General features: G+C 60.7%; 15 protein-coding genes. 9 read left to right on the forward strand and 6 right to left on the reverse strand.

Annotated elements, in window-relative coordinates; translation table 11 throughout:
• Window positions 1-9 precede the first annotated feature (9 nt).
• Window positions 10-360 carry a DsrE/DsrF/TusD sulfur relay family protein gene (locus GPJ75_RS14025; RefSeq protein WP_163268950.1) on the forward strand — a complete coding sequence of 117 codons (351 nt, stop codon included), beginning with the start codon at window positions 10-12 and terminating at the stop codon, window positions 358-360.
• 151 nt (window positions 361-511) lie between these two features.
• Here the strand turns inward: GPJ75_RS14025 and GPJ75_RS14030 are convergent, their stop codons facing one another.
• The 5 genes from GPJ75_RS14030 to GPJ75_RS14050 all read right to left on the reverse strand — a co-directional run bounded on the left by GPJ75_RS14030 (window position 512) and on the right by GPJ75_RS14050 (window position 4,969).
• The gene (locus GPJ75_RS14030; protein ID WP_246249055.1) at window positions 512-991 is read right to left on the reverse strand and encodes a Rab family GTPase; all 480 of its coding nucleotides are present in this window, start codon (window positions 989-991) and stop codon (window positions 512-514) included.
• 17 nt (window positions 992-1,008) lie between these two features.
• Window positions 1,009-2,721 (reverse strand): OmpA family protein, encoded by a 1,713-nt coding sequence (locus GPJ75_RS14035; RefSeq protein ID WP_163268952.1) that lies wholly within the window; start codon window positions 2,719-2,721, stop codon window positions 1,009-1,011.
• A 1-nt stretch (window position 2,722) separates the two neighbouring features.
• Window positions 2,723-3,082: a hypothetical protein gene (locus GPJ75_RS14040; RefSeq protein WP_163268953.1), complete on the reverse strand. Its 360-nt coding sequence runs from the start codon at window positions 3,080-3,082 to the stop codon at window positions 2,723-2,725.
• A gap of 95 nt (window positions 3,083-3,177) precedes the next feature.
• Entirely contained in the window at window positions 3,178-3,855 is a 678-nt protein-coding gene (locus tag GPJ75_RS14045) for a response regulator transcription factor (protein WP_246249056.1), read from the reverse strand.
• The gene (locus GPJ75_RS14050; RefSeq protein ID WP_163268955.1) at window positions 3,839-4,969 is read right to left on the reverse strand and encodes a sensor histidine kinase; all 1,131 of its coding nucleotides are present in this window, start codon (window positions 4,967-4,969) and stop codon (window positions 3,839-3,841) included. Before GPJ75_RS14050 ends, GPJ75_RS14045 begins: the two co-directional genes overlap by 17 nt.
• 572 nt (window positions 4,970-5,541) lie before the next feature.
• On the opposite strand from GPJ75_RS14050, the gene GPJ75_RS14055 reads away from it, so the two are divergent.
• The 7 genes from GPJ75_RS14055 to GPJ75_RS14085 are packed head-to-tail and all read left to right on the forward strand — an operon-like array spanning window position 5,542 to window position 12,949.
• The gene (locus tag GPJ75_RS14055) at window positions 5,542-6,558 is read left to right on the forward strand and encodes a UDP-glucuronic acid decarboxylase family protein (RefSeq protein ID WP_163268956.1); all 1,017 of its coding nucleotides are present in this window, start codon (window positions 5,542-5,544) and stop codon (window positions 6,556-6,558) included.
• Window positions 6,555-7,541, forward strand: coding sequence for a UDP-glucose 4-epimerase GalE (gene galE / locus GPJ75_RS14060; protein ID WP_163268957.1), 987 nt, complete (start codon window positions 6,555-6,557; stop codon window positions 7,539-7,541). Before GPJ75_RS14055 ends, galE begins: the two co-directional genes overlap by 4 nt.
• Window positions 7,538-9,385 (forward strand): glycosyltransferase family 2 protein, encoded by a 1,848-nt coding sequence (locus tag GPJ75_RS14065; protein WP_163268958.1) that lies wholly within the window; start codon window positions 7,538-7,540, stop codon window positions 9,383-9,385. The genes galE and GPJ75_RS14065 overlap by 4 nt, the downstream gene beginning before the upstream one ends.
• Before the next feature lie 44 nt (window positions 9,386-9,429).
• Window positions 9,430-10,830, forward strand: a complete 1,401-nt coding sequence (locus GPJ75_RS14070) for a UDP-glucose dehydrogenase family protein (RefSeq protein WP_163268959.1) — start codon at window positions 9,430-9,432, stop codon at window positions 10,828-10,830.
• On the forward strand, window positions 10,827-11,447 hold the full coding sequence (locus GPJ75_RS14075; RefSeq protein ID WP_163268960.1) for a DUF995 domain-containing protein: 621 nt from the start codon (window positions 10,827-10,829) through the stop codon (window positions 11,445-11,447). Before GPJ75_RS14070 ends, GPJ75_RS14075 begins: the two co-directional genes overlap by 4 nt.
• Window positions 11,444-12,409 carry a glycoside hydrolase family 26 protein gene (locus GPJ75_RS14080; protein WP_163268961.1) on the forward strand — a complete coding sequence of 322 codons (966 nt, stop codon included), beginning with the start codon at window positions 11,444-11,446 and terminating at the stop codon, window positions 12,407-12,409. The genes GPJ75_RS14075 and GPJ75_RS14080 overlap by 4 nt, the downstream gene beginning before the upstream one ends.
• Window positions 12,410-12,439: 30 nt before the next feature.
• Window positions 12,440-12,949 (forward strand): DUF995 domain-containing protein, encoded by a 510-nt coding sequence (locus tag GPJ75_RS14085; protein ID WP_163268962.1) that lies wholly within the window; start codon window positions 12,440-12,442, stop codon window positions 12,947-12,949.
• 31 nt (window positions 12,950-12,980) lie between these two features.
• Here the strand turns inward: GPJ75_RS14085 and GPJ75_RS14090 are convergent, their stop codons facing one another.
• Window positions 12,981-14,009 carry a glycoside hydrolase family 26 protein gene (locus GPJ75_RS14090; RefSeq protein ID WP_163268963.1) on the reverse strand — a complete coding sequence of 343 codons (1,029 nt, stop codon included), beginning with the start codon at window positions 14,007-14,009 and terminating at the stop codon, window positions 12,981-12,983.
• Window positions 14,010-14,147: 138 nt separating this feature from the next.
• Here GPJ75_RS14090 and GPJ75_RS14095 point away from each other — a divergent pair, with 138 nt between their 5' ends.
• On the forward strand, window positions 14,148-14,378 hold the full coding sequence (locus GPJ75_RS14095) for a hypothetical protein (RefSeq protein ID WP_163268964.1): 231 nt from the start codon (window positions 14,148-14,150) through the stop codon (window positions 14,376-14,378).
• Window positions 14,379-14,781 lie beyond the last annotated feature (403 nt).

Genomic DNA, 14,781 nt, shown 5'->3' on the forward strand with positions numbered 1-14,781 from the left:
GTAACCCGAATGAAGACCCTGTTCATCCTGAACGGTCCGCCCTATGGCACCGAGAGTTGCTACAATGCCCTTCGTCTTGCCCACACGCTCCTGAAAAAGGAGCCGGAAGCGGAGATTGCCGTCTTCCTGATGGCTGACGCCGTCATCGCAGCACGCAAGGGCCAGAGGACCCCGGACGGCTATTACAACATAGAGCGCATGCTCAAGCGCGTGCTCGCGAAAGGCACCGTGTTGCTCTGCGGCACCTGCATGGACGCGCGCGGCATGACCGACAACGACGTCATGGATGGCGCGAAGCGCAGCACCATGGGCGAACTCGGGGATGCGACGCTTGGCGCTGACAAGGTACTGGTGTTCTGAGACGATGACCCGGATCTATCTCGACAATGTCGCTAGGTGGAAGTCGGCATAGATTAGCATCGCACGCTCATCCTCCATCCCATCACCTGGGGTGAACTGGGCGACCAGGGTCGAGCATGGCAAGATCGAGCAGGATAGGCGCTCGGCGGCTCTAAAGTTGTCGGCGACGTATCGTCTCCGCGAGCTCGGCAAAAGTTTCCGCGAGCCCGGTGCCGGTCTTCGCGCTCACGAAATTGACAGTCGAGGGCGCGAGATCTCCAATCTGTCCGTCGCTTCCCCCGCTTTCTGCGAGATCTATCTTGTTTACAAGAGCCCTGTAGGGTCTTCCTGGAAATCTTGACTCAAAGCTGCGCGCCAATTCGACCATGTGCGTGACCGTTTGCGGCCGCGTTATATCCGATACGATGATCGCCGCCGAAGCGCCCGCAACGTAGACGGTTTCGAAAATACGCGTTCCAAAATCGCCGTCCGTATCCCACAGCACGAGGCGCGTCGGTTCACCCCCGTCGGCAGGGACATCATAACTGAGAATTTCGACGCCAAGCGTCGTCATGTATTCCCCGTCGAAGCGATCATGTACGAGGCGATACATGACCGAGGTCTTGCCGACACCCATATCACCGAGCAGCATGACTTTTGCCGTGAGCATCACTGAGCCGGTTCGGTTTGAAACACGTTTTCGAAAGTAACCCGACGATTTGCGGCATTCGTTGCGCCGATTCTGTCGGCAATCGGCATCGATGCCGAGCGCGAAACGACAACCAATCGCGAGGGTTCGACCCCAAGAGAGATCAGCTTCTGTACTACCTGCTCCGCTCTGTTGAGAGCAAGTATCCTGTTGGTGGAATCGGACCCTATATGGTCCGTATGCCCGACGACTCGAACCCTCAGATCGTTGTCTGCAAGCAATCCCGCCAGCTGCCGCATCTGCCGCTCGGCCTCTTCGCGGTCGATGAATTCGTCGGTACCCGTGCGGAAGAAAACGGCCGCTGAAGCCATGAAGCGGGCGAGCCGTTCCGCAGGACCGTCGACAATGGACTGCAGCCTGCTGTATTGCTCGCTCAACTCGGCATATCGCCGATCTTGGGATTTCGTCTCTTCGGCAATCGCCCCGCGCGTTTCGTCGATGGTCTTTTGTATGTGCGCAAGTGACTGCTGTATAGTGGCGATATCGGCCTGCAATGCCGCCGACTGTTCCAGTTCGGGCACGATGCCGATCTGGTCAATGATCCGATATGGAGCCGCGGCCTCGGCCAGCGCTCCGATCACGGGAACGACATCCACTTGGCTGGGCTCAATGCCGGAGACCGTGAGCCGTCGATTGCCATGGTCAAAGTCCAGCCGCAGCGGAAACGAAGCCAGCAACGGCTGCTCGTCGACAAGTTGCTGTAGCGCAGCGTTCGTCCGTTGCTCCAGCATCGTGCGAGTCACGAACGTGCCGGCGAACCAAGCGAGCAGGGCAGCGGCGAGAGTGACAAATATAAGCAGAACAACCCTTCCACGCCTTCTCTTCTTCTTGCGAGAGAGAGGATCGTTTTCGATGGACGTTGCCAATGCGGCAAGCGTCGCAGCATCGTGCTCCAAGCCGTGGTCCATGCTCTCAATCATGTCATAGAAAAGTGAATTGATCCTGGCTTCGTCGGCTGCACGCAGGAGGCCGATGCACTCTGCCGCCAGGATGAATCGCGGCGATGCGCGAAGCACGATCTCCTTTCCGCCGAAATCGAGCTTTTGTAGACTGCCTTCTTCGGCTAGCGCCTGAACCGAAAATTCAAGGATCGCTGCAACCATCGCGCTCATCAGGTCCGCGCGTTCGTCGGGGATGCCCTCCCGCTTCCAGTCTGCGATGAGGCGTCCACTGCCGCGTTCAATGATCAGCAACCGGTTAACCCGGGGCGGGTTGCTGTCCGCCAGCACGAACTCGCTGATCGGACGGCCGGTCACCAGCGACTTGAGGCGCCCGCTCCAAAGTTCCGCGAATGTCAGCGCGCCAATGCGCTCCTCCAGAAACGCAACCAGTTGCTTGAAAGCATTTGCCACGGCTGCGCTGACCAGCCTCCCAATAATAGGATAGAGCGCATCGACCATCAGCTCGCGCGAATTCTTGATCTCGCTCCTGACTGCGGAAACTACGGAGGGAGCAATGACGTTCGCAAGTTCGCGCGGCTGACGGACTTCCGCCCGCTCCAACGCGGAGACCAATATGTCTGCCGTTGCCGCTTCGAGGCGGTCGGGGTCGCCTACATACCGCTGGAGGAAAGCGACATCTGTTTCCAGCGTCTCAAGACGCGTCGCCTCCGCTTGAAAGAGCAATGTTTTGAGTTGCTCCATCTCGCGGCTCTGGCCGGCTGCAGATGCCATGCTACTTTCCTGAGCGGCCGGACCCCAGTTCGCTGATGGTCGCACCAAGCTGCGAAATGGCAGCACCGATCTCCTTATGCGAAGCGAGTTGCTTGTTTTCGCTGTTCCGCTCGAGTTCTTCGACCATTGCTTGCACAGCCGCCAACTCCTTCTCAAACTCCGCTTTGAGTTCTTTGAAGGTAGCCTGCATCTCTTCCCGCAGGTCAACTAGTCTATTTTCGATCGACCGCTGGGCACCGCCGAACAAGAGATCACGGACTTGATCTATTGTCTCCTCGGGGCGCGCTATCGCTTCCTTTTCACTCGGAGAAACATTCCCGTTCACATCCTTTTCGATCTGCTCAACGTTCTGCATGGTCATTCTCCAGATATCCCGCCATTACTGAAGGAAATTTGCCCCCGCCCGCAGACAGCACAAAATCCCGGGCACTCAGTCCCGAAAGTATGGATTTGTCATTACCCCGTTAAGCCAATTGTCCTTATCGCCAACTCAGTCCGGTTTCTAGCCCCGCACTTCTCCAGAATCGTGCTCACATAATTCTTTATCGTGCCCTCGGCCAAATGCAGTCGCTCGCCGATTTCGCTATTGCTCTTGCCCTCGACCACCAGTCTGAGAATTTCGTTCTCGCGCGCCGTCAGGCCGTTGTTGTGAACAGGAAGACTCGCCGGGACGTGCCGGGGGCGCAGCCGCTTGAACTCGTTGAGGACGCGCGCGGTAACGCTTGGCGAAAGCGCCGATTGGCCGTTCATCACCGTGCGGATCGTTGCCGCAATCTCATCGATCCTGGCGTCCTTCAAAAGATATGCCTTCGCGCCAGCGCTGACGGCTTCGAAGATCAAATCGTTCGTCTCGAAAGTAGTCAGGACGACAATATTGGTTTTCGGAAACTCGCGGAGGATTCGATGGGTCGCCGCAATGCCGTCGACACGCGGCATTTGCAAATCCATCAAGATGACATCGGGCCGATATCGGCGCGCAAATTCGATCGCCTGCTCGCCGTTGGCTGCACCCGGGAGAATTTCGAAGTCGTCGTTCTGCTGGGCAAGGAGCGTGGCAAGGCCTTCCCTTATCAGCGTCTGATCTTCGGCGATCAGCACACGCACCGCGTCAATTTGCTCACGCAACTCGCTCACCGGCCCCACCATCCTTTCGGCGACTCCATAACTGCGCGCCGGTGTCCACATGTGTGCCTGAAGAGTATGCTGCCGGCGATGCGGTTGCGGGCAGCGATATGTGTACCAGCGTTCCCTCCCCGTGCGCGCTCTTCACGGTGCATTTGCCGTCGGCGAGTTCAGCAAACTCCACCATTCCGATCAAACCGAAGTGCCCTGGCTTCGCAACGACGGGATCAAAACCGCATCCATCGTCATGGATCTCGACAACGAGTCTTCTACCGGCTTCAGTCTCCGTTTCGATCGCACGAAACTGAACGCTTTGCGCCTTCGCGTGCGCCTCGATGTTGCGCAACGCCTCGCTGAGGATGCGCTGAACCGTCAACGCGTGATTTCGCAACCCATCGCGAGCCCTATTATCGATATGCACCGAGACCTCGGTGCCGCTCTGTTCTGCAAAATCGGATAACATCCCCTCAACGTCCGGCGCCGGTTCAAGCTCATCGGGCATCCGAAGACGAGCTATGGCATCGCGTGCGCGCGCCAACCCGTTTATAGCCGCCTCTTCTGCGGTCGCAAGGCCCTCGGATACGCGGGCGGGGTCCGTCGATTGAAAGTGTTGAATTAGCCGAATCTGGGTCAAAAGCGCCATGATCGAATGCACGAGCGTGTCGTGAAGGTCCCGCGCCAGTCGCAGGCGGGTTCGCGCAAGCGAGGCAAAGCGCGCTTCGGAGTTGGCCGCTTCGAGCTGTTGCTCCATCACGCGACGGGCGCGGCGCTCGCTTTCAAACAGGATTCCGACCTGCCGCGCCGCAAAATCAGGTATCGCGATCACGACATAATGGGACTGGTCCCTGTTCCACATGATGGCCGCCGTCACCGGATGATCCAGTCCGGGTGATGCGCCGCGCACGCCCGATAGAGCAATTATATCCCGCTGGCCTTTAGCCAGGGTAGCCAATTCGGATTCCATTCCGACCAACAGCATGCACTGGCAGCAATCTGCTCCCTTCTCCGGAAGCCAATCGACCAAGCGCCCGATTTTCCGCTGGATCGTTCTGTCGGCACTGACAACGGCAAGCCCTATGACATCGGCTTCTGCGGCCGATTGCAACTCAGCGGCAAGGTCAATCATGCGTTCTCCAAACCAGCTCCCCAGGCCCATCTACTATGATGTAATCTCGAGCCGAGCGCAAAAGAACATGACTTTCGTCATCTTCGATCATGACTTTCGCCAGATGTCTCCGGTGCTCGAGATGAATTATTTTAGACAAATACAAACATTCGTGCGGATTTGCGGGGCAGTTCGCGCGAGTGCATCAGCATTGGCATACAAGTCAAGAGAGAGACGCTATGTCGGCAAAAGCCAAAGAATCAGACGAGGTTGACCCTTTGCGGCGCAAACTGCACCAGATCGTGCGGCGCATGCGCTTCGCAAGCGCGCAGCCCCGCATCAGGTAATGACCTCACGATAACCGCCAGGCCTGCTCTGTCTCGACATCACCCGTTCCGTCATCTGCGCCCAGGGCGCACGTCGACGGTCGATGTGACCTGCAAGGGGCAGATTTAACGCCACAGCCGAGAGCGCGTTTAGCCGCGAGCCTCCGTCGGACGCACGGCGGATGGGCCCGGTCGATCTGCGCCATCGCGACCACCGAATCTCGGCCTGGCACCATTGAAAACCAGTTTCTTCGTCCGGAGGCATCTATGGGCAATTCACGGATCGCAAACGTTGTCTTCCCGAAACCAGCTTCGCGGAGAATCCTCGCAACGGGCGGTGCCGGCTTTCTGGGATCGCACCTGTGCGAGCGACTGATCAGGCAGGGACACGAGGTCGTTTGTCTCGACAACTTCTCGACCGGGCGGGTCGAGAACGTCGAGCATCTGATCGGCGCCCCGGGCTTTCAACTGTTGCGCCATGACGTCGTGGCGCACTGCGGCGAACTCGCCGTCGATGAGATCTACAACCTTGCCTGCCCTGCCTCGCCGCCTGACTACCAAGCCGACCCGATTCATACCATGAAGACCAGCGTTCTGGGGGCGCTCAATCTTCTCGACCTCGCAAGAGAACGCGGTATCCGGATCTTTCAGGCCTCCACTTCCGAGATTTACGGCGATCCGCACGTTCATCCCCAGCCTGAATCCTATTGGGGCAACGTCAACCCCATCGGCCCCAGGGCCTGCTACGACGAGGGCAAGCGCTGCGCGGAGACTCTCTTCTTTGACTATGCCCGCCGGTACGGCTTCAGCATCAAGGTCTGCCGGATATTCAATACCTACGGTCCGCGCATGCGCCCGGACGACGGCCGTGTCGTCTCGAATTTCATCGTTCAGGCCCTCCAGGGCAAGAACATAACCATCTACGGCAGCGGCACCCAGACGCGTTCCTTCTGCTATGTCGACGACCTCATCGAGGGATTCGTGCGGCTGATGCGGTCGCCGGACGATGTCACCGGTCCCATCAACCTCGGCAATCCCGGTGAATTCACCATCCGTGAGCTGGCCGAGCTCGTGATCGACATAACCGGCTCCAAATCGCGGATCGTGCATTGCCCGCTTCCAGTCGATGACCCCCAGCAGCGCCGTCCTGATATCCGGCAGGCGGCCGAGACGCTGGCGTGGAAACCCACCATCAGCCTCGCCGAGGGACTGCCGAAGACCATCGCCTATTTCGACAGGATGCTCGGAGCGGAAACGACGGAAACCCGGGAGAGCGCCGCATGACCACGCCGTGTGTACTGGTGACCGGCGGCGCCGGATACATTGGCAGCCATACCTGCAAGGCCCTGGCGGCCCACGGTATCGAGCCTGTCACTTACGACAATCTCGTTTCCGGTCACCGCGACGCGGTGCGCTGGGGCCCTTTCGTCGAGGGTGACATCCTCGACGGCGGCTCCCTGTTCGCCACGCTCCAGGCGTGCCGGCCCAAAGCCGTCATTCATTTCGCGGCTTTCGCCTATGTCGGCGAGTCTGTCGAGGACCCGGCGAAATATTACCGCAACAACGTTGCCGGAACGCTTTCGCTTCTTGAGGCCTGCCGCGCCGCTTCGGTCGATAACCTGATCCTGTCGAGCAGCTGCGCCACCTATGGCATCCCTGATGAGCTGCCGATCAGGGAGACGATGGAGCAGCGTCCCATCAACCCCTATGGCCGTAGCAAGCTGATGGTCGAGCATATGCTGCAGGATTATGCTGCCGCGTATGGCACGCGCTACGTGGCGCTGCGCTATTTCAATGCATGCGGTGCCGATCCGGATGGCGAGATCGGGGAGTGGCACGCTCCGGAAACCCACCTCATCCCCCGCGCACTCATGGCCGCGGCGGGCAGGATTCCCCGCCTGGAGGTCTTCGGCGACGACTACGAGACCGAGGACGGCACCTGTGTGCGCGATTATATCCACGTCACCGACCTTGCGCGCGCCCACGTCATGGCCTTTGAGCACCTGGTCGCAGGCGGGCGCAATCTTGCGTTTAACATCGGCACCGGCCATGGGACCTCGATCCGCGAGGTGCTCGACGCGGTGAACCGCGTGACAGGCCGCACGGTGCCGATCAGGATGCACCCGCGACGTGCTGGTGATCCGCCTGTTCTCTACGCCGATCCGGGCCTCGCGCGCGAGGTGCTGGGTTTCGCAGCCGAGCGTTCCGATCTCGACACCATCGTGCGCACCGCCGCTCCCTTCTTTGGCCTGAAGGCGCAGCAATGACGCGGCGTGTGCCTGACATAGGGTTCCGCACCCCGGAGCCCGCCGTCGCGCCGCACTTGGTGCCGGTGATGGCGGGCTGGCGGCGCGTCGAATATCTGGCGGGCGTCGCTCTATGGCTCGCTGCGCTCATTTATTTCTGGGTTTGGTGGTTCCGGCCCGAGCACCATTTCAGCGTATTCGGGTCGGTGACCGTCACCTTGGTGTTAGCTTGGGTCACGTTCGTACCGGCTTATTTTCTGGCTGTCTTCTATCGCGGTCGGAAGCCCAACGGCCCCCTGCGGCTGCCGGCCGGCAGCCGCATCGCCATGGTCGTCACCAAGGCGCCGTCGGAGCCCTTCCCCGTCGTAGCCGAGACGCTGAAGGCGATGCTGGCCCAGGACGTCCCCCACGATACCTGGCTCGCCGACGAGGACCCCTCGCCGGAGACGCTGGAATGGTGCCGTCGCCAAGGCGTCTCGGTGTCAACCCGCAAGGGCTGTCTTGACTATCATCGCAAGACCTGGCCGCGGCGCACCCGCTGCAAGGAAGGCAATCTGGCCTTCTTCTACGATCACTATGGCTATGAGCGCTACGACTTCGTCGCCCAGCTCGACGCCGACCATGTTCCGGAGCCAGGCTATCTCCGTGAGATGTTGCGGCCGTTCGCCGACTCCGCCGTGGGCTACGTCTCCGCCCCCAGCATCTGCGATAAGAACGCCCACGAGAGCTGGTCTGCGCGTGGCCGGCTCTATGCCGAGGCCAGCATGCACGGCTCTCTTCAGGCCGGCTACAATGGCGGCTTGGCGCCGCTCTGCATCGGCTCGCACTATGCCGTGCGCACACGGGCGTTGAAGGAGATTGGCGGCCTTGGTCCGGAGCTTGCAGAGGACCACTCCACCACGCTGATGATGAACGCCTATGGCTGGCGGGGCATCCACGCCCTCGACGCGATCGCCCATGGCGACGGCCCGCGTACCTTCAGCGATCTCGTCACCCAGGAATTCCAGTGGTCGCGCAGCCTTGTGATGCTGCTTCTCGAGTGGTCGCCCAAGCTCGTCGGCCGGCTGCCGGCTCGGCTCAAGTTCCAGTTCCTGTTCGCGCAGCTCTGGTATCCTCTCTTCGCGCTTTTCATGGCGGCGATGTTCACAATGCCGATCATCGCCCTCGTGAGTGGCGAGAATTTCGCTGCCGTCACCTATCCTGCCTTCGTCACGCACTTCGCGCCGCTGTCGATCGTCCTCATTCTCATGGCCTATCGCTGGCGCGCTGGTGGCTCTTTCCGGCCCTACGATGCAAAGGTGTTGAGTTGGGAGGCAATGCTCTTCCTTTTCGCTCGATGGCCCTGGGCGCTGGCAGGAACGGCTGCCGCATTGCGCGACTGGATCACCGGCTCCTTCGTCGACTTCCGCGTCACACCGAAGGGCGCCTCCGAGGTCGACCCACTGCCGACGCGAGTGCTGATGCCCTACGCCTTCCTCACAGTTGCGTCGGCCCTACCGGTGCTCTTCATCGAGAATGCCGGTGACACACGGGGCTTCTATATCTTCGCCATCGTCAATGCGCTCATTTACGCGTTGATCTTCCTGGTCATCGTCGTCCGGCACGCCTGTGAAAACACGGTGCGCGTGAAAAGCCGCGCCTACCGCCCTGCCATGGCTGCCACACTTGCCGCCCTCCTCGTGCTGCCCGGCCTCGCCACGGCCGGACGGGGCAAGGATGGGCTGGAGGCGCTTGCCTGGGGAGCCGGCAGCCTGCGCCTATTCCAAGACCAATACTCGGTCGCGGGCGCCGGGCTCGGCGGCCCGGGCGTACGCAAGTCCGTCTTCAGGCCGAGCTGGCGCCCAGCGAGGCAAACCCACCAATGATTTTGCGGGAAGGGACGCCCCTAGAAGCACAAAGGATGCGAATGATGAAAGTAGCAATGATTGGCACTGGCTATGTCGGGCTTGTGACGGGAGCCTGCATTGCCGACTGGGGACATCGGGTCGTCTGCGTCGATAAGAACGTCGAGAAGATTGCTGGTCTGAACCAGGGACGTCTGCCCATATACGAACCGGGTCTCGACGTGCTCGTCGCCCGCAACAGCACCGCCGGCCGCCTTTCCTTCACGAGCAACCTTTCGGAAGCCGTGGCGGGCGCCGCCGTCGTCTTCATCGCCGTCGGCACGCCCCCGCGGCCGGGCCACGGCGATGCCGACCTCTCCTTCGTTTACATGGCAGCAAAGGAGATCGCACCGCATCTGGCCGAGAACGCCGTGGTGGTCGTGAAGTCGACAGTCCCCGTGGGCACCGGCGATGCGGTGGAGAAGATCATCGCCACTGTGCGCCGCCGCGGCAGCTTCTCCGTCGCCTCGAATCCCGAGTTCCTGCGCGAAGGCGTGGCGATCGACGATTTCATGAACCCCGACCGCGTCGTTATCGGCGTCGAAGACGAGCGCGCGCGTGAGGTTCTGATGGAACTCTATGACGATTCGCCCGCCGCGCCGGACACGCCGCTTGTCGTCACGCAACGGCGCACATCGGAACTGATCAAGTACGCCTCCAATGCCTTCCTGGCGACGAAGATCACCTTCATCAACGAGCTCGCCGACCTGTGCGAGCAGGTGGGCACGGACGTGAGCGAACTTGCGCTTGGCGTCGGTCTCGACAAGCGCATCGGCACCAGCTTCCTCAATGCCGGCCCCGGTTATGGCGGCTCCTGCTTCCCTAAGGACACGCTGGCAATGCTACGCACCGCGCAGGACCACGGCGTTTCCCTCCGCCTTGTCGAGGAGACCGTCACCGCCAACGAAGCGCGTAAGCGCAAGATGGCGCTTAAGGTGCTCGATGCCGTGGGCGGCAGCGTGGACGGCCTGACCATTGCCGTCCTCGGCCTCACTTTCAAGCCTGACACGGACGATATGCGCGACGCTCCCTCGGTGCCGCTGATCGAGACTTTGCAACGTTTCGGAGCCGTCATCCGCACCTATGATCCAGTGGGTATGGAAAACGCCGCTCAAATCCTCGAGGATGTCGCTTTCTTCGAGGATCCCTACGAGTGCACCCGCGGCGCCGATGCCGTTGTTGTGGTGACTGAGTGGGACAACATTCGTCGTCTCGATCTTGCGGCGCTTAAGAAGGTGATGCGCGCCCCGGTCCTCGTCGACCTGCGCAACGCCTTCGAACCCGGAGCGGCGGAAGCGCTGGGCTTCGCGGTCTCGGCGGTTGGCCGGCCCTCCGTGCGCCAGATGGATACCGATACCTTGGCAACGCTGCACGGCAGCAAGGCAGCTGCGACGAACATCCACCGTATTGCGAGGTTTGAACGATGAGCCAGACTTTGACCCTGGTGCGCGGAAGCAATCGCCTCGGCGCATCCCTACCGCTTCGGCCCCACGCACTTTCAGCCGCTGTGGTGGGCATTCTCACATTGGCCAGCGCGGCACAGGTGGCAGCCAATGAGACGGTCGTACCGGAAAATGCCCGACCGATGACTGGCGTAGAACTCTACATGCTCTACCACGACAAGTCCTGGCAATGGCCGGACGGCGCGGCCCGCATGCACGACAATGGCCGTACCTTCAAGGCCTGGTCTGGTTCCGGCCCCGATGCATCCTGGGCGACGGGGCGCTGGATCGTGACCGATACGGGCCGGCTGTGCCTGAAAGCCGACTGGCATACCCGTGCCGGCACTTTCGATGGCAAGACCTGCTTTGCCCATCGAACCGATGGGCAGGCGATTTATCAGAGAAAGGAGCCGGATGGCGACTGGTACGTCTTCCGGCACGAGGAGCCGCAAGAAGGTGGCGAGCCCAATATCCTTGTCCGCGACGACCTTGTCACCGCCAAGCTTGAGGCTCTGCAAGACGCGGCGCAGCAACCCGACACCGAAAACGCCTCCGTCGTGCGGCAGCCGCAGGATAGCGACGCGAAAGGAGAGATACGATGATAACGACAGCCAAGACCGCAGCGTTGTCGATAAGCGCAATTATGTTCGCGGGCGCGGTTCTCGCGTCCGACGACAATCCTCCTCGGCTTCCCAACCCAAATTCTGTGACGGCCAAGATGCCGTCCGACAAGCGCCCGATCATTACCCCGGAGTCTATCGATTTCGGCGCCTACGATCCGCATGGTGACTTCACCGAGGATCCGAATCCGAAGATCGAGCATCTCTTCCTGCCTTGGGAGGACGTCGATCTAGCCAGCCTGACCATCGCCGACGAATACGCGTTGGAACGTGGACGCTCGCTCATGATCACGGTCGAACCGTGGTCGTGGTCGGTCGACTGGCGGCTTTCCCCCGAGGAACTCTATCGCGGCATCGTGAGCGGCCGGTTTGACACCAACATGGCGGCCGTGTGCCGCGAGGCGTCGAAGCTGGAGAGCGAGGTCACCATCCGCTGGGGCCAGGAGATGGACGAGGACGAAGAGGAGTGGTTCAAGTTCACCTGGGCCTACTGGGAGCCCGAGCAGTTCGTGAACGCCTATCGCCATGCGATCACGGTATGCCGTGAGTACTTCCCGGATGCCAAGTTTGTCTGGTCGCCGAAAGGCAAGGAAGGGCTGGAGGAATATTATCCGGGCGACGAATATGTCGACATCGTTGGCCTGTCCGTCTTCGGCTATCAGCCCTACGACAACGACCGATTCGGCAGGGACATGACCTTTGTCGAGTGGCTGGAGCCGCGCTACGAGAGGGCCAAGATTTTCGGCAAGCCGATCATCGTCGCCGAGCTCGGCTATGATGGCGACCAGTCCTATGTGCGCCGATGGGCCGAGGACGTCACAAAGCCCTATCCCCAATTCCCGGACCTCGTGGCCGTCGTCTACTTCAACGATCGGGAAGTCTACCCCTGGCCAGATTATGGCCGACCCAACTGGCGGGTCGTCCAACAGCAAGTATCCAACTAAGCAACAACTCTCGGAAACGGAGAAACAAGTATGTCGCTACATCGTATAGCGCTTGTCGCGGCGGTGATCGCCGGTCTTGGAGGCAACACCTCCAGCGTGGCCGCCCAGGCCCGGGAGGCCGCGGACATCGACAAAGCCCGGCCGCTGACAAGCAGCGAGCTCTACGAGCTCTACAACAGCCGCTCGTGGCTGTGGAAGGCCGGTGCCGGCCACTTCGCCGTCAAGGAGCGCCAGTTCACCGCGTATTCCAATGAAGGCGGTTCGCCCTCCTATGGCATCGGCCGGTGGTTCATCACCGCTCCCGGCAAGCTCTGCTTCCGGGCCACATGGCATGCGGCAGACGGCACCGCACCCGCGGTGACCTGCTTCAGCCATCGCGAGGTGGATGGGGCCATCTACCAGAAACGCGAGCCTGACGGTGAGTGGTCCGTGTTCCGAAACGCACGGCCCAGGCGAAGCGATGAGTGGGCGAAGCTCCGCCACGGCGACTACGTCGCCAAGAGAATGAGCCGCATTAAAGCGAGCCTCGCCGATCGGTAGCGGCGCTGTCACCCATGCGCCGCGGACATTCCTACCTTGCCGAAGCCGCCAATGAGGGAGCGTCGGCAAGGACGGAAGCGGACAAACGCCAATCCGGGGAGCCATAGCCGTTCGGCCAATAATGTGGCTCCTTGTCGTTAAAATAAACAACGCTCGTCAGCAGCGGAAATGCCGCGTTTGCAGGCGCTGACGCCAGGACCTGCGACATCCACGTCCGGCGATAGGCTTTGCCCCCGGCGACCCCCAACTCGGCGATGATGACGGGCTTTCCGAACCGCTCCACGCGGGTATATTTCTCAGCGAAGGACTCGGTGAAGCCCCGCGGGCGGCCATACCAGTCGCGGTCCCATTTCTCCAGCCCCCATACCGAAAGGCCCACCATATCCACGTAGGCGGTCCCAGGATAATAGCCTGCCAGTCCGCGCTCTCCCTTGGGCGACCAGATGAAGCGCGCCCGTGGCGCGATATCCCGGCACGTTTCGACGAATTTCCGATAGGCCGCTACATAGCCGCGTGCATCGTCGCGTGCCCACGGATAGCGGCCAGTCGGGTCTTCCATCTCGTGCCCCCAGCGAATCCACTGCTCGCCGGGGAAGCTCGCGATCATGCCGCAGATCGAGGTGATCTCCGCATCGAACCTGCCCGCAATGATGTCGTCGAACAGCCGCTCGCCGCCGTCGCGCCAGTTCGCTGCTTTCGTGTAGGGCTCCACGGTAACCATCAGGGTCCGGCCCTTCTCCTCGGCAAGGCGCATCTTCCCGGCAAGCATCCGCTTATCGAGGGCCTGCCAGTAGACGAACACGTGCTCGATCTGCGGGCGACTCGAGCCCCGGAAACGGCCGTGCGGATCATAGATGCCGAAGAGCGGGAACTTCGCCGCCTGCGTGCGCCCGGCGCCGTTTGCCCGTCCTATCGAGGTGGTCTGCATCATGTCCCTCCCGGGCGCGGGTTCGTTGGCGTGCGCCTCCGCGAGGCACAGTGCAGCGAATGCCATCACCGTAACCCTGGTCCAGGCTTGCGCAACCGCGAGCAGCCGACGATACACTATCGGGCGTAGCATTGTGCCTTCCTCCCGAAGCCGCTCGGCGTACAGATATAGGGTGCGCGACCGAGAGGACTGCTGCTCGCCAAGGTGACGGGTTTTCTGGTGCGTTTCGCCGCTTTGGACGCTTTCTTTTGAACGGAGTACGCGGCGGGATTGGCGGGCTCGGCGGAAATCGAGGTGGTTATTACATCTGTATCCGGCATCGACGAGCAGCCGATGCAAATACCTGCAATCAGTGCAATTGATGCCACCTTCAAAGAATTTATTGATATTTCCGGCAGAGCTTTAATATTAATGGGCGAATTGAAATTTTCTATTAGAAAGTCCATGATTGCTCCCCGTATAATTTCATTCCATAAAGTACAAATGGCATCGCCGCCTTAAATTCACGTGCAGTGGCGCCTGAAATTTTTTCCGATCTTCGGAAGAGGTTGTTAAGAATAGCGTGGTGATTGCGGTAGGCTGCGGGTAGGAGAGTCGGCTGCGGAACGTGGTCTATGCCAGCATTCACCTGTTGGTGAAGCATTACGCCGGGATCGACGTGCCACTGGAACAGCCGGTCGCGTCCTTATGCTTTTGGAACGAGGCGGCACACTGGCCGGTATAAGTCTTGGCTATGGGATATGCGAGGCCACAGCCGACAAGCGCCTCGACGATTTCACTGCCACTGTGTCACCGTCGATCACCGGAACATTGATTTAGAGCACGTCCGTTGAACTCCGAGTCGTAGCGTTGATGACACGGATTGGGTTTTATGATTCACCGTCGCCGTTGCAGGAGATGGCGA

Source organism: Chelativorans alearensis (assembly GCF_010993735.1).
GTDB classification, from domain to species: domain Bacteria; phylum Pseudomonadota; class Alphaproteobacteria; order Rhizobiales; family Rhizobiaceae; genus Chelativorans; species Chelativorans alearense.

Excerpts from the sequence above, each read along its gene's own strand:
- GPJ75_RS14025 (WP_163268950.1), top strand. The coding sequence starts at position 10 with ATGAAGACCCTGTTCATCCTGAACGGTCCGCCCTATGGCACCGAGAGT.
- GPJ75_RS14030 (WP_246249055.1), bottom strand. The coding sequence starts at position 991 with ATGCTGCTCGGTGATATGGGTGTCGGCAAGACCTCGGTCATGTATCGC.
- GPJ75_RS14035 (WP_163268952.1), bottom strand. The coding sequence starts at position 2,721 with ATGGCATCTGCAGCCGGCCAGAGCCGCGAGATGGAGCAACTCAAAACA.
- GPJ75_RS14040 (WP_163268953.1), bottom strand. The coding sequence starts at position 3,082 with ATGACCATGCAGAACGTTGAGCAGATCGAAAAGGATGTGAACGGGAAT.
- GPJ75_RS14050 (WP_163268955.1), bottom strand. The coding sequence starts at position 4,969 with ATGATTGACCTTGCCGCTGAGTTGCAATCGGCCGCAGAAGCCGATGTC.
- GPJ75_RS14055 (WP_163268956.1), top strand. The coding sequence starts at position 5,542 with ATGGGCAATTCACGGATCGCAAACGTTGTCTTCCCGAAACCAGCTTCG.
- galE (WP_163268957.1), top strand. The coding sequence starts at position 6,555 with ATGACCACGCCGTGTGTACTGGTGACCGGCGGCGCCGGATACATTGGC.
- GPJ75_RS14065 (WP_163268958.1), top strand. The coding sequence starts at position 7,538 with ATGACGCGGCGTGTGCCTGACATAGGGTTCCGCACCCCGGAGCCCGCC.
- GPJ75_RS14070 (WP_163268959.1), top strand. The coding sequence starts at position 9,430 with ATGAAAGTAGCAATGATTGGCACTGGCTATGTCGGGCTTGTGACGGGA.
- GPJ75_RS14075 (WP_163268960.1), top strand. The coding sequence starts at position 10,827 with ATGAGCCAGACTTTGACCCTGGTGCGCGGAAGCAATCGCCTCGGCGCA.
- GPJ75_RS14080 (WP_163268961.1), top strand. The coding sequence starts at position 11,444 with ATGATAACGACAGCCAAGACCGCAGCGTTGTCGATAAGCGCAATTATG.
- GPJ75_RS14085 (WP_163268962.1), top strand. The coding sequence starts at position 12,440 with ATGTCGCTACATCGTATAGCGCTTGTCGCGGCGGTGATCGCCGGTCTT.
- GPJ75_RS14090 (WP_163268963.1), bottom strand. The coding sequence starts at position 14,009 with ATGCTACGCCCGATAGTGTATCGTCGGCTGCTCGCGGTTGCGCAAGCC.